This window comes from Micromonospora sp. U56 (assembly GCF_018070095.1).
Classification (GTDB): Bacteria; Actinomycetota; Actinomycetes; order Mycobacteriales; family Micromonosporaceae; genus Micromonospora; species Micromonospora purpureochromogenes.
On the sequence record NZ_JAGPYL010000008.1, the window covers coordinates 86180 to 99829 of the forward strand.

Sequence of the window (13650 nt, forward strand, 5' to 3'; positions counted from 1 at the left end):
CGTGATCGATCGCCAGCAGGCCGAGCAGCTCGCCACGGTGTGGGCCCGCCGCGACTCACAGCGCCTGGGCTACGAGTGCCGTCCGAGGATCGACGAGTTCGACCTGGGGTACGTGATCCGCTCCGTCGTTGCCCCCGACGTCGACACCGTGCCGGGTGACCTGCCCGCCACAGTGGTGGACAAGGAGACCGGCGAGGTCTCCACCTGGCCGCGGGTGCCGGTCGCCGCCGTCGAGCAGATGTACCGCCGCAGTCGCCCCGCCGGCGGCCCGGCGCCGCGTACGGTCGACCCGGCCAGCCGGCTGCTCCGCGAGATCCGGCGGCTGCCGACGCCTGCCACGGTCGCCCACCTCACCGTCGAGGGCCGCACGTACCTCGGCCACGGCGCCAAGGGCGACGTCGAGCTGCACCACCACCCGCTGGTCCGCGCGTACCTGGACGACCTGCCAGCCGGGCACCTGGTGCGGGGCGGCGACCGCCACGCCGAGCTGATCGTCGTCTCCGACGTCCTCCACGAGTACGACCACCGCCGCGCCGCCGCGGGCGAGAGCCCGCTGACGATGCGGGAGGCGGAGCTGCTTCTCTTCGAATCCCCGTTCCAGATCTTCGGCGTAAGGGAACCGGGAGACCCGGCCGCCGGTCCGGCCGATCGAGCATGCGATTCCTGCCTGAACTTCCTGGTGCACTTCGCGGTGATCGGGTGGTCGGATCTGGCGTACACCCGGGAGTTGCGACCGGAGACTCGCACCTCACCGGAGCCGGGCCGCTTCCCAGCTGAGGTGGCGAGTGCGCTTGTGGATGGCGGTTGGCGGCCCGGCCGCGGAGACGCAGACATCGCCCGGATCGCAATCCTGGAGACCCAGGAGCAAGTCAGCGGTCATCCGGACCTTCCGGCTGCTCAGGAAGCGCTCACGCGGTTTCCGGGCCTGACATCCGGCCGTCGCGGCCCGGGACGGGAGGTGTGGATTTCCTGGTTCGGCATCGATCCACTCCATGCGGCGCACACCGCCGACACCCTCGCCGACTTCGGCGCCGTCCTCGGCGTGCGACTGTTCCCGATCGGCTCCGAACGGCAGGACAGCATCCTCGCGGTGGACGAGCACGGCCGGATCTTCGCACTGGACCAGGCCGGTGAGTGGTTCCTCGGCGACGACATCGACGCCGCGCTCACCACGCTCCTGCTCGGCCTGGCCCCGGCCCGGGTCCGCGACGACGGCACCTGGTGAGCGGCGGTCGTATGCCGCCTGAGCGATATACCTGAGAGGCATAAATATGCCTGACAGGCATACCGCTCAACGAGGTGACCGCCCCCGACGCCGACACGCCCGGCCAGCACCGCACCACGGCGACTGACACCGGCGGCTACAACGCCATGCCGGTCAGCACCATCACCCGCGGCTCCGTGTAGTCCTCCATCGCACTGCGCAGCCCCTCGCGCCCCACGCCACTCCCCTTCACCCCGCCGTACGGCATCTGGTCCGCGCGATACGACGGCACGTCCCCGACAATCACCCCGCCGACCTCCAGCACCCGCGCCGCCTCGAACGCGACGTCCAGGCGGTGGGTGAACACGCCCGCCTGCAACCCGTACGCCGAATCGTTGACGGCGGCGAACGCGGCGCGATCGTCGGTGACCTTCGCGACCACCAGGACCGGCCCGAAGACCTCCTCGGTGCAGACCTTCGCGGAGGACGGCACGCCGGAGAGCACGGTCGGCGGGTAGGTGGCGCCGTCGCGCCGGCCGCCCACCTCGATGGTGGCCCCGGCCACGACCGCCTCGTCCACCCACGCCTCGACCCGCTGCGCCGCCTCCTCGGACACCAGCGGCCCGACGTCGGTCAACCCGGAGACAGGGTCGCCCACCCGCAGCTCCTGCACCGACGCGACCAGCCGGGGCAGGAAGCCGTCGTACAGCCATTCGTGCACGAAGACCCGCTGCACCGCGATGCACGACTGTCCGGCCTGGTAGTTGGAGAACATCGCGATCCGGTGCGCGGCGAACGTCAAATCCTCGTCGGCGGCCCAGTCCTCGCAGATCACCGCCGCCGCATTGCCGCCCAGCTCCAACGTCACGTGCTTCTCCGGCGCGGAACGGCGGATCGCCGCACCCACCGGGCCGGAGCCGGTGAACGACACCACCGGCAGCCGCGGGTCGGCGACCAGCTCGGCGGCCCGCTCGTTGGGCAGCGGCAGCACCGAGAACATGCCCTCGGGCAGCTCGGTCTCGGCCAGGATCCCCCCCAGCAGCAGCGCCGACAGCGGCGTCGCCGGGGCCGGCTTCACGATGATCGGCGCGCCCACCGCGATCGCCGGGGCGACCTTGTGCGCCACCAGGTTCAGCGGGAAATTGAACGGGGCGATCCCCAGCACCGGGCCACGCGGCACCCGCCGCACCAGGGCGATCCGTCCGGTCGCCGCCGGGTCGGTGTCCAGGCGCTGCAACTCGCCGGAGAAGCGCCGCGCCTCCTCCGCCGCCCAGCGGAACGTCGACACCGCGCGGCCCACCTCGGCCCGCGCCCACTTGACCGGCTTGCCGTTCTCGGCGGTGATCAGCGCCGCGACCTCCTCGGCCCGCTCCGCCAGCCGCCGGGAGACGTGGTCCAGGGCCGCCGCCCGCACGTGCGCGGGCAGGGCCGCGGCCTGCGCCGCCACGCCGGCCGCCGCCGCGACGGCGGCCTCGACCTGGTCGGCCGTGGCGAGCGTGGTACGCCCCACCGTCCGGCCGTCGTACGGGTGGGTGACGGTCAGCTCGCCCTCACCGTGAACGGGGCGACCGGCGACATAGAAGGCTCTCGGCTCCACGTCGGCAGCGTAGACGACGACCGGCCGCACGGAAACAGTCGCCACGGGCCTTGTCTGCCGCGAATTCAGTAGCGAAGATGGCAACAAGATTCCGATTACCTCCGCGACAGACTCCCGGCCACCCCTGGAGAGACATCCTCATGAGCGACCAGCAGCAGCTGCGCAACTTCGTCAACGGCCAGTACGTCGAACCGGTGGACGGCGGCTACGCCGACCTGATCGACCCGTGCACCGGTGAGGTCTTCGCCCAGGCCCCCGTCTCCGGCGCGGCGGACGTGGACGCGGCGATGAAGGCCGCCGCCACCGCCTTCGAGACCTGGCGGGACACCACCCCCGGCGAGCGGCAGAAGGCGATGCTCAAGCTCGCCGACGCCGTCGAGGCCCGCGCCGCCGAGCTGGTCGACGCCGAGGTGCGCAACACCGGCAAGCCGCGCCAGCTCACCGCCGACGAGGAACTGCCGCCGGCGGTGGACCAGTTCCGCTTCTTCGCCGGCGCCGCCCGCCTGCTCGAAGGCCGGTCGGCCGGCGAGTACATGGCCGGGCACACCTCGTACGTGCGGCGTGAGCCGATCGGCGTCTGCGCCCAGGTGACGCCCTGGAACTACCCGCTGATGATGGCGGTCTGGAAGATCGCCCCGGCGCTCGCCGCCGGCAACACGGTGGTGCTCAAGCCCTCCGACACCACGCCGGTGTCGACGCTGCTGCTGGCCGAGATCGCCGCGGAGTTCTTCCCGCCGGGCGTGTTCAACGTGGTCTGCGGCGACCGGGACACCGGTCGTACCCTCGTCTCGCACCCGACCCCGCAGCTGGTGTCGATCACCGGCTCGACCCGTGCGGGCATGGAGGTCGCCTCCGCCGCCGCGCCGGATCTCAAGCGGACCCACCTGGAGCTGGGCGGCAAGGCCCCGGTGGTGCTCTTCGACGACGCGGACGTCGCGGCGGCGGCCGAGGCGATCGCGGTCGGCGGCTACTTCAACGCCGGCCAGGACTGCACCGCCGCCACCCGGGTGCTCGCCGGCCCCCGCGTGTACGACGACTTCGTCGCGGCGCTGGCCGAGCAGGCCCGCAACACGAAGACCGGCGCGCCGGACGACGAGGACGTGCTCTACGGCCCGCTGAACAACGCCAACCAGCTGGCCCGGGTCAGCGGTTTCGTCGACCGGCTGCCGGACCACGCCAGCGTGGAGACCGGCGGCTCCCGGCTCGGCGAGCGCGGCTACTTCTACGCCCCGACCGTCGTCTCCGGGGTACGGCAGGCCGACGAGATCATCCAGGACGAGGTGTTCGGCCCGGTCATCACCGTGCAGCGCTTCTCCGACGAGGACGAGGCGGTGCGCTGGGCCAACGGCGTCGACTACGGCCTGTCCGCCTCGGTCTGGACCAAGGACCACGGCCGGGCGATGCGGATGACCCGCCGGCTCGACTTCGGCTGCGTCTGGGTGAACACCCACATCCCGTTCGTCTCCGAGATGCCGCACGGCGGCTTCAAGCACTCCGGGCACGGCAAGGACCTCTCGGTCTACAGCCTGGAGGACTACACCCGGATCAAGCACGTCATGCACAACATCGAGGGCTGACCCATGACGTCGTCCGAGGAACTGCACAAGCGGCGCGGCGCGGCGGTGGCCCGCGGCGTCGGCAGCACCATCTCGTCCTACGTGGACCACGCCGGCGGCGGCACCATCACCGACGTCGAGGGCCGGCAGTGGATCGACTTCGCGGCGGGCATCGCGGTCGCCAACGTGGGCAACTCCGCGCCCCGCGTGGTCGAGGCGGTGAAGGCGCAGGTCGAACGCTTCACCCACACCTGCTTCATGGTCGCGCCGTACGAGTCGTACGTGGCGGTCTGCGAGCAGCTCAACGCGATCACCCCGGGGGACTTCGAGAAGCGCTCGGCGCTGTTCAACTCCGGCGCCGAGGCGGTGGAGAACGCCGTGAAGATCGCCCGGCACGCCACCGGGCGGCCGGCGGTGGTGGTCTTCGACCACGCGTACCACGGTCGGACCAACCTGACCATGGCGCTGACCGCGAAGAACATGCCGTACAAGCACCGGTTCGGGCCGTTCGCCGGGGAGATCTACCGGGTGCCGATGTCGTACCCGCTGCGCGACGGGGGTCTCTCCGGCGCCGAGGCGGCGGCCCGGGCCATCGAGCTGGTGGAGAAGCAGGTCGGCGCGGAGAACGTGGCAGCCCTGCTGATCGAGCCGATCCAGGGCGAGGGCGGTTTTGTCGTACCCGCGGCGGGGTTCCTGCCGGCACTGCGCGAGTGGGCGACGGCGGCCGGGGTGGTCTTCGTCGCCGACGAGATCCAGACCGGGTTCTGCCGGACGGGGCAGTGGTTCGCCTGCGAGCACGAGGAGGTCGTGCCGGACCTGGTCACCCTGGCCAAGGGCATCGCCGGCGGGCTGCCGCTGGCGGCGGTGACCGGCCGGGCGGAGCTGATGGACGCGGTCCACGTCGGTGGCCTCGGCGGCACCTACGGCGGCAACCCGATCGCCTGCGCGGCGGCGCTGGCCAGCATCGAGACCATGCGGGAGCTGGACCTGACCTGCGCGGCGCAGCGGATCGAGACGGTGCTGGCCGCGCGGCTGCGCACCATCGCCGAGCGTGACCCGCGCATCGCCGAGGTACGCGGCCGGGGCGCGATGCTCGCCGTGGAGCTGGTGCAGCCGGGCACTTTGGTCCCGGACCCGGCCGCCACGGCGGCGATCTCGGCGGCCTGCCACGCCGCCGGGCTGCTCACCCTGACCTGCGGCACGTACGGCAACGTACTGCGCTTCCTGCCGCCGCTGGTCATCTCCGACGACGAGCTGGCCCGGGGTCTGGACATCCTGGACGCCGCCTTCGGCTGAGCCCCCGTCCGTCAGCAAGCGCCACGGGTGTCGACGACACCCGTGGCGCTTTCTTGTGTCACGGGTCCACCGGGCGCCCAATCCTGTCCTATAGTCCTACTGTCGTAGGACAATGGAAGGGCGACTGGGTGATCGAGTTCGTGCTGGACGGCAGGTCCAAGGTGAACACGTACGTGCAGCTGGTCCAGCAGGTCAAACAGTCCCTGCGGGTGGGCCTGCTGACGCCCGGTGACCAGCTGCCGAAGGTCCGCGACGTCGCCCAGTCCCTGGCCATCAACCCGAACACGGTGTTGAAGGCGTACCGGGAGCTGGAGATCGAGGGCCTGGTCGAAGGTCGTCCGGGGGTGGGCACCTTCGTCCGGCGCACGCTCGCCGGCACATCCCTGCCCAACCAGGCCGAGCTGCGCGAGGAACTGGTGGCGTGGCTGCACCGCGCCCGCGCCGCCGGACTGACCCCCGAGGACGTCACCGCCCTCGTCGAGACCACCATGCGGGCCGCCCTCACCGCTGACACCGAAGGCACGAAGACCGCCCCGGCACGATGAGAGGACACCAGATGGAGATCGCCCTGGAGGCCCAGGGGCTGGGCAAACGCTACGGGAAGACCTGGGCGCTGCGGGACTGCTCGCTGCACCTGCCGGCCGGGCGAATCGCCGCCCTCGTCGGGCCCAACGGCGCCGGCAAGAGCACTCTGCTGCACCTGGCGGTGGGGCTGCTCCGACCCGACGCGGGCGCCGTACGGATCTTCGGCGAGTCGCCGTACGACAACCCGGAGCAGCTGCCCGAGATCGGGTTCGTCGCCCAGGACACCCCGCTCTACCGCGACTTCACCGCCGCCGAGCTGGTCGCCCTCGGCGGCCGGCTGAACCGGCGTTGGGACGCCGCGCTGGCCCGCAACCGGCTGGCCCAGCTCGGCATCCCGCCCGACCTGCGGGTCGGCAAACTCTCCGGCGGGCAACGCGCGCAGGTCGCGCTCGCGCTCGCGCTGGCGAAACGACCCCGGCTGCTGCTGCTCGACGAGCCGGTCGCCAGCCTCGACCCGCTGGCCCGACGCGGGTTCCTCCAGTCGCTGATGGGCAGCGTCGCCGAGTCGGAGACCACCGTGCTGCTCTCCTCGCACCTGCTGGCCGACCTGGAACGGGTCTGCGACTACCTGATCGTGCTCAACGCCGCCCAGGTGCAGCTCGCCGACTCGGTTGACGACCTGGTGGCCGCGCACCGGCAGCTGGTCGGCCCACGGTACGACGACGGCCCGATCGGCGGCGTCGCCGAGGTGGTCCGGGCCAGTCACACCGACCGGCAGTCCACGCTGCTGGTCCGCACCGACGGTCCGGTCACCGATCCCGCCTGGACGGTGCGCGAGGTCGGCCTGGAGGACGTCGTCCTGGCCTACCTCGCCGACGGCGTCTCGCAGACCAGTCACCGCGAGTGGGGGGTGCCGGCATGATCTGGCTGACCTGGCGGCAACACCGCAAGCAGGCGTTCTTCACCCTGCTGGGGTTCGCGGCGCTCGCCGCCCTGATGGTGCCGATCGGCCTGTCGATGCGGCACACCTTCGCCGACCTCGGGCTGGCGGACTGCGCACGCCAGCTCGCCGGCACCGACGTGGCGGCGGCGACCCGGGAGACCTGCGACGCGGGCTTCCGCCGCTTCACCAACCGGTACGGCAGCCTGAACCTGGTGGCCGTCCTGCTGCTCACCCTGCCGGTGCTGGTCGGCCTGTTCTGGGGCGCCCCGCTGGTCGCCCGCGAGGTGGAGCACGGCACGCACCGGTTCGTCTGGACCCAGGGCGTCGGCCGGACCCGCTGGGCGCTGGTCAAGTTCGGGCTGGTCGGCGCGGCCGTGGTGGTCCTCGCGGTCTGCTACGGGCTGGGCATGTCGTGGTGGGTCGAACCGCTCACTCAGGCCGCGTACGAGGGCCGGCTCGGCGTGATCGTGTTCGATCTGCAGGGCGTCGTCCCGATCGGATACACCCTCTTCGCCGTGGCGCTGGGCATCTTCGCCGGCACCGTGTGGAAACGGATGCTGCCCGCCATGGGCATCACGCTGGCCGGGTTCATCGGCGTACGGGCGGCGGTGGCGGTCCTGGCCCGCCCGCACTACCAACCCGCCCGCACCCTCACCTTCCCGATCGAGGGGGTCACGGAGGCCGCCATGAGCCGCGGCGACTGGATCCTCAGCCAGGGCATCCGCAACCCCGACGGGACGATGATGGCGGAGGACACCCGGATCATGTGCCCGCCCGGCGGTAAGGGGCCGGACGGCAGGGCCTGCGGTGCCGAGCTGGGCCTCCAGCCGGGCGCGTACAACTGGCAGCTCTACCAGCCGGCGGACCGGTTCTGGCTGTTCCAGGGCATCGAGACCGGCATCTTCGTCGCCCTCGCCGCGCTCCTGCTCTACCTCGCGGTACGCCGCCTCCGCCGCATCGCCTGACCGCCGCCCGGGTCCCCGGTGGAACACCATGGGTGACACAGCCTCCGCGTGACACCCATGGTGTTCCACTCATCCGGCCCGCTTCGCACCAGCGGGCCGGCGGGGTCAGCGCACCAGCTCGACCGTGTTGCGGCGGACCAGGTTCTTGCCGGGCTCCCGGATCGCGTCCATCGCCGCGGCGTTGAGCAGCACGCAACTGCCCGACGGGCCGGTCACCGTCACCGTCACCACCTTGCTGTTGTCCAGGTTGGTCACCCGCAGCCGGGTACCCACCGGGAACTGCCCGCTGGTCGCGGCGGGCGCCCCGCCCTCGGCCGAGAAGGTGATCGCACCGGCGCAGGCGCTCGCCGTGGGCACGCCACCCGGCTGCGCCGGGGGCTGCGCGCTGCCCGGCGGGGTCTGGCCGCCGGGCTGGGCCGCTCCTCCGGGCTGCGCGGCGGCACCGTCCAGGCGCTCCACCAGGTTGCGCCGGATCACGTTCTTGCCCGGTTCCCGGACCAGCTCCATCGCGGCGGCGTTGAGCAGGACGCAACTTCCGGACGGGCCGGTCACCGTCACGGTCGCCGCCCGGTTGTTGTCCAGGTTGGTCACCCGCAGTCGGGTGCCCACCGGGAACCGGTCGCTGGTCGCGGCGGGTGCCCCGCCCTCGGCCGAGAACGTCACCGAGCCCTGGCAGGCGCTCTGCCGGGCGGGGGTGGTGTCGGCGAAGCCGAACCCGGTCCCGACCGCCACCACCGCCGCGGCGACCACCGCCACCCCTGCCGCCAACACGTGCTTGCGCTGCACCTTTGTCTCCCGTCGTCCGGTGATCTCCGTACGCCGCCTGGTACGGCGTGGGAGCGCTGCCCGGTTCAGCGGTTCTGGCAGGAGAGTTTCCGGAAGGCCGATTCGGTGACGCGGTGCCACCGGCGCCGACACCGACGGTCACGAAGTCGGCGGAAGTCAGATGTCGTTGTGCCAGCCGCGGTGGATCTCGCCGGCCGGACGCGGCTCTCCCTTGGCGACCACCCGCCAGAACCGGTCCGGCTCGGCGTGGTCACGCAGCGACAGCTCCACGCCGACGCGTACCCGGCGGTCGTCGCGCACCCAGGCCACCAGGTGGCGGTCGCCGCTGACCAGCTGGAGCTGCACCAACATCCGTTCCCTCGTCCCGACCATCACGACCGCCCCTTCTCCACTCACGACGCCGCGCCCTGCCGGCGGCGACCGAGGCACCAGGATGACCGGCGTCGATCGGCGCGGCAACCGGTATTGGCGATCAGGGGTGGGCTGCGTCACGATGGGCGCGAGGAGGTCGCCGATGGCCGACCCGTGGCTCGCCCTGGAATTCGGTGCCGATCCGGCCGAGCGGATCGCGCAGGTCGGTGCCGCCCACGAAGCGTTCCTCACCGCCGGTGACCTGCCGCCCCGGGTCCGCGACGTGGTCGCCGCGTCCTGGCGGCGGTCGGCCGGCGCACTGCTCGACCCGGAGGCCACCGCCCCGGTCGACCTCACCGACGACGCGCTGGACAGCTACCGCGCCGGCCACCCCCTCGCCCGGGTGCTGCCGCTCTTCCGCGACCTGCTCGGCGGCATCGCCGACGACGGCGCCCACCTGATGGCGGTCTGCGACGCGGGCGGGCGGCTGCTCTGGGTGGAGGGGCATCCGGGGGTGCTCCGGCACGCCGAACGGATGAACTTCGTCCCGGGCGCCCGCTGGGACGAGGCACACGCCGGCACCAACGCCCCCGGCACCGCCCTCGCCGTCGACCACAGCGTGCAGATCTTCGCCACCGAGCACTTCGTCCGCCCGGTGCAGCGCTGGACCTGCGCCGCGGCACCCATCCACGACCCCACCGGCCGGCTGCTCGGTGCCATCGACATCACCGGTGGCGACCACCTCGCCACCCCACAGAGCCTCGCCCTGGTCCGGGCCACCGCGCGGGCCGCCGAGGCGTTCCTGGCCAGCGCCGCGCCGGCCGAACCCGACGTCATCTCGGTGGCCGCCCTCGGCCGGGACGAGGCCGAGCTGCGCGTCGGCGGGCGGCGCGTCCGGCTCGGCCGCCGGCACAGCGAACTGCTGGTGCTGCTGCTCGACCACCCCGAGGGGCGCACCGGCGAACAGCTCGGCCTCGACCTCTACGGCGACGACCGGCTGCACCCGGTCACCCTGCGCGCCGAGCTGTCCCGGCTGCGCCGCGCGCTCGGTCCCGACCTGCTCGACTCCCGCCCGTACCGGCTGCGCGGCACCGTGCGCGCCGACTTCCGTACCGTCGGCGAGCTGCTGGAACGCGGCGACGCGACGGGCGCGCTCCGGGCGTACCCGGGGCCGTTGCTGCCCGCCTCGGACGCGCCGGGAGTGGCCCGGCTGCGCCGGCTGGTCGACGGGCAGCTGCGCGCGGCCGTGCTGGCCGCCGGCGACCCGGCGCTGCTCGCGGCCTGGACCGCGACGCCGGCCGGCGCCGACGACCTCACCGCCTGGCAGGCCCTGGCGCGGGCGTTGCCGCCGGGCGCGCCGCGCCGGCCGCTCGCCCTGGCCCGCATCGGCCAACTCTGCGCCGAGTACGACCTGGAGCGCGCAACGTCGCTGCAACGTCGCGGAAACTAGCGTCCCGCCATCACCCCTGACGGACGGCGGAGGTACCCATGACGCGCTACGACGCCCCCACCCACTGGCAGTCCCGCTACGACCACTTCATCGGCGGCGAGTACGTCAAGCCGCACGGCGGGCAGTACTTCGAGAACCCCACCCCGGTCACCGGTCAGACCTTCTGCGAGGTGGCCCGGGGCACCGCCGAGGACGTCGAGAAGGCGCTCGACGCCGCGCACGGCGCCGCCGACGCCTGGGGACGCACCTCGGTCGCCGAACGGTCGCTGATCCTCAACCGGATCGCCGACCGGATGCAGGAGAACCTGGAATCCCTCGCCATCGCCGAGACCTGGGAGAACGGCAAGCCGGTACGGGAGACGCTGGCCGCCGACATCCCGCTGGCGATCGACCACTTCCGGTACTTCGCCGGCGCGATCCGGGCCCAGGAGGGCACCCTCGGCGAGATCGACGACGACACCGTGGCGTACCACTTCCACGAGCCGCTCGGCGTGGTCGGGCAGATCATCCCGTGGAACTTCCCGATCCTGATGGCGGTCTGGAAGCTCGCCCCGGCGCTGGCCGCCGGCAACGCGGTGGTGCTCAAGCCCGCCGAGCAGACCCCGGCGTCGATCCACCACCTGCTGTCGCTCGTCGCCGACCTGCTCCCGCCGGGCGTGGTCAACGTCGTCAACGGCTTCGGCGTCGAGGCGGGCAAGCCGCTGGCGTCCTCGCCCCGGGTGGCGAAGGTGGCGTTCACCGGCGAGACCACCACCGGGCGGCTGATCATGCAGTACGCCAGCGAGAACATCAAACCCGTCACCCTGGAACTGGGCGGCAAGAGCCCGAACATCTTCTTCGACGACGTGAGCGCCGCCCACGACGACTTCCACGACAAGGCGCTCGAAGGCTTCACCATGTTCGCCCTCAACCAGGGCGAGGTCTGCACCTGCCCGTCCCGGGCGCTGATCCAGCAGGGCCACTACTCGGACTTCCTCGCCGCGGCGGTGGAGCGAACCGGTCGGATCGTGCAGGGCCACCCGCTGGACACCGACACGATGGTCGGCGCGCAGGCGTCCAACGACCAGCTGGAGAAGATCCTGTCCTACCTGGACATCGGTCGCCAGGAGGGGGCGAAGGTGCTCACCGGCGGCGCCCGCGCCGACCTCGGCGGCGAGCTGTCCGGCGGCTACTACGTTCAGCCGACGATCTTCGAGGGCCACAACTCGATGCGGATCTTCCAGGAGGAGATCTTCGGCCCGGTGGTCTCGGTGACCTCCTTCGCCGACCTGGACGACGCCGTGAAGATCGCCAACGACACCCTGTACGGGCTGGGCGCGGGCGTCTGGACCCGGGACATGAACACCGCGTACCGGGCCGGGCGGTCGATCCAGGCCGGGCGGGTCTGGACGAACTGCTACCACGCGTACCCGGCGCACGCCGCGTTCGGCGGGTACAAGCAGTCCGGCATCGGGCGGGAGAACCACAAGATGATGCTGGAGCACTACCAGCAGACCAAGAACCTGCTGGTCAGCTACTCCACCAAGAAGCTCGGCTTCTTCTGATGGCTGCCCGTGGAGACGCTGTGGTGCCCGGTCCCCCGGGCGCCACGGCGCCGCCCGTTACCGTCACTCCCGCGGCGGCCGAGCTGATCCGGTCGCTGCGAGAGCGGCACGGGCCCCTGATGTTCCACCAGTCCGGCGGCTGCTGCGACGGCAGCGCCCCGATGTGCTACCCGGCCGGCGAGTTCCGCACCGGCGGCTCGGACGTCCTGCTGGCGGCACTCGAGGTGGACGGCGTGCCCGAACCGGTCGAGTTCTGGATGTCGACGTCCCAGTGGGAGCTGTGGAAACACACCCGGTTGACGGTCGACGTGGTGCCCGGCCGGGGCAGCGGGTTCTCCCTGGAGGCGCCGGACGGCGTCCGCTTCCTCATCCGCTCCCGGCTCGCCGCCTGACGCAGCAGCCGCGATCTTGCACTTTGCGCCCCGGCATCCCGGACAAAGAAGACAGCCTGTGGGCACAAAGTGCAAGATCGCGCAGAGGAGGATCACGAGAGGGCGGCGCGGATGGTGGCGACTATGTGGGCCGGGCGGCGGTAGAGGTCGCGGTCGGTGAAGTAGCGCATGCGCCAGCCGTTGGCGTCGAGCCAATTGAGGCGGCCGCGGTCGTACCGCATCCGGTCGCGGTCCAGGTGGGATAGTCCGTCGTATTCGATGCCCACGCGGCGCTGGCGGTAGCCCAGGTCCAGTCGGTACCGAGGGATGCCGTCCCGGTCCAACACCCACAGCTGAGGTTCGGGCGCCGGCAGCCGGCTGTCGATCAGCAACAATCGTAGTTGGCTCTCCTGGCGACACTCCGGCCGGCCGTCGGCGAGCGGCACCAACTCCCGGGCCTGGCGGACACCGCGCAGGGCCCGATGAGCCGCAACCTCGGCCAACAGCTCGTCCCGGGTCACCGTTTCGGAGCGAACGGCAGCGTCTAGCACCGGCAGGGCGTCCATCCGGCGGACGGTGCGCGCGAGGTCCACGGCACATCGGACCGGCGGGACGCACGGCAGGTCACCGACGAGAACGGGCTCGACCGGAAGTACCGAGTGGTGCACGACCAGCCCCGGGAGTCGCGGTTTGGGCACCGCGGCGGGAAGCTGGACGTGAACCTGATCTTCTCGCAGCACTCCGAACCCGTGCCGCCGCGCCGCGGTCTGCCGCGCGAGCATGGCCTCCTCGGGCAGGCACAGCATGAGCGCCCGCAGCTCGTCCTCGTCATCGCACGGCTGGTCGGCGTAGACGCCTCGCCGCACCCGGCGCAGTTCCTCCCTGCCGACCCGCGTCCGAAGCCGCTTGACGGTGATCTGACGAGTCAACGACTCCACGCGCCACAGTTGAACCCCCATGCGGGCAGAATCCCCCAACCCCACCCCTCCCCGCCCCACCCTGTGGACAACCAACCTCCCTGTGGAAAACCCCTCCCCTCCTCTCCCGCCCTCGCCCCGCCCC

Annotated in this window: 13 protein-coding genes; 9 read left to right on the forward strand and 4 right to left on the reverse strand. The window is 72.1% G+C overall.

Annotated features, from left to right (window positions below):
• Position 1 precedes the first annotated feature (1 nt).
• The gene (locus KBX37_RS05670) at positions 2-1225 is read left to right on the forward strand and encodes an SUKH-3 domain-containing protein (RefSeq protein ID WP_307848959.1); all 1224 of its coding nucleotides are present in this window, start codon (positions 2-4) and stop codon (positions 1223-1225) included.
• A gap of 136 nt (positions 1226-1361) precedes the next feature.
• Here the strand turns inward: KBX37_RS05670 and KBX37_RS05675 are convergent, their stop codons facing one another.
• A complete protein-coding gene (locus tag KBX37_RS05675) occupies positions 1362-2801 on the reverse strand; it encodes an aldehyde dehydrogenase family protein (RefSeq protein WP_210774861.1) in 1440 nt (479 codons plus the stop codon).
• Between the two features lie 140 nt (positions 2802-2941).
• Between KBX37_RS05675 and KBX37_RS05680 the strand changes: the two genes are divergently transcribed.
• From KBX37_RS05680 to KBX37_RS05700, 5 genes are all read left to right on the forward strand, one after another.
• Positions 2942-4378, forward strand: coding sequence for a gamma-aminobutyraldehyde dehydrogenase (locus KBX37_RS05680; protein WP_210774862.1), 1437 nt, complete (start codon positions 2942-2944; stop codon positions 4376-4378).
• Between the two features lie 3 nt (positions 4379-4381).
• Entirely contained in the window at positions 4382-5653 is a 1272-nt protein-coding gene (gabT, locus tag KBX37_RS05685; protein ID WP_210774863.1) for a 4-aminobutyrate--2-oxoglutarate transaminase, read from the forward strand.
• Positions 5654-5781: 128 nt separating this feature from the next.
• Positions 5782-6198, forward strand: coding sequence for a GntR family transcriptional regulator (locus KBX37_RS05690; protein ID WP_210774864.1), 417 nt, complete (start codon positions 5782-5784; stop codon positions 6196-6198).
• A gap of 11 nt (positions 6199-6209) precedes the next feature.
• A complete protein-coding gene (locus tag KBX37_RS05695; RefSeq protein ID WP_210774865.1) occupies positions 6210-7100 on the forward strand; it encodes an ABC transporter ATP-binding protein in 891 nt (296 codons plus the stop codon).
• Positions 7097-8086 (forward strand): transporter, encoded by a 990-nt coding sequence (locus KBX37_RS05700; RefSeq protein ID WP_210774866.1) that lies wholly within the window; start codon positions 7097-7099, stop codon positions 8084-8086. Before KBX37_RS05695 ends, KBX37_RS05700 begins: the two co-directional genes overlap by 4 nt.
• A 105-nt stretch (positions 8087-8191) precedes the next feature.
• On the opposite strand, the gene KBX37_RS05705 is transcribed toward KBX37_RS05700, so the two are convergent.
• Both KBX37_RS05705 and KBX37_RS05710 read right to left on the reverse strand, forming a co-directional pair.
• Positions 8192-8872 (reverse strand): hypothetical protein, encoded by a 681-nt coding sequence (locus KBX37_RS05705; RefSeq protein WP_307848960.1) that lies wholly within the window; start codon positions 8870-8872, stop codon positions 8192-8194.
• Positions 8873-9028: 156 nt separating this feature from the next.
• A complete protein-coding gene (locus KBX37_RS05710) occupies positions 9029-9223 on the reverse strand; it encodes a hypothetical protein (RefSeq protein ID WP_088963864.1) in 195 nt (64 codons plus the stop codon).
• A 163-nt stretch (positions 9224-9386) separates the two neighbouring features.
• Between KBX37_RS05710 and KBX37_RS05715 the strand changes: the two genes are divergently transcribed.
• Genes KBX37_RS05715 through KBX37_RS05725 form a run of 3 tightly spaced genes read left to right on the forward strand, consistent with a single transcriptional unit; the run spans position 9387 to position 12609 of the window.
• Complete coding sequence (locus KBX37_RS05715; protein WP_210774867.1) at positions 9387-10673, forward strand: GAF domain-containing protein; 1287 nt, start codon at positions 9387-9389, stop codon at positions 10671-10673.
• A gap of 38 nt (positions 10674-10711) precedes the next feature.
• Positions 10712-12217: an aldehyde dehydrogenase gene (gene adh, locus KBX37_RS05720; protein ID WP_210774868.1), complete on the forward strand. Its 1506-nt coding sequence runs from the start codon at positions 10712-10714 to the stop codon at positions 12215-12217.
• A 23-nt stretch (positions 12218-12240) separates the two neighbouring features.
• Positions 12241-12609 (forward strand): DUF779 domain-containing protein, encoded by a 369-nt coding sequence (locus KBX37_RS05725; protein ID WP_307848961.1) that lies wholly within the window; start codon positions 12241-12243, stop codon positions 12607-12609.
• 92 nt (positions 12610-12701) lie between these two features.
• Here KBX37_RS05725 and KBX37_RS05730 read toward each other — a convergent pair whose 3' ends face one another.
• Positions 12702-13571 (reverse strand): DUF559 domain-containing protein, encoded by an 870-nt coding sequence (locus KBX37_RS05730; protein ID WP_307848962.1) that lies wholly within the window; start codon positions 13569-13571, stop codon positions 12702-12704.
• Positions 13572-13650 lie beyond the last annotated feature (79 nt).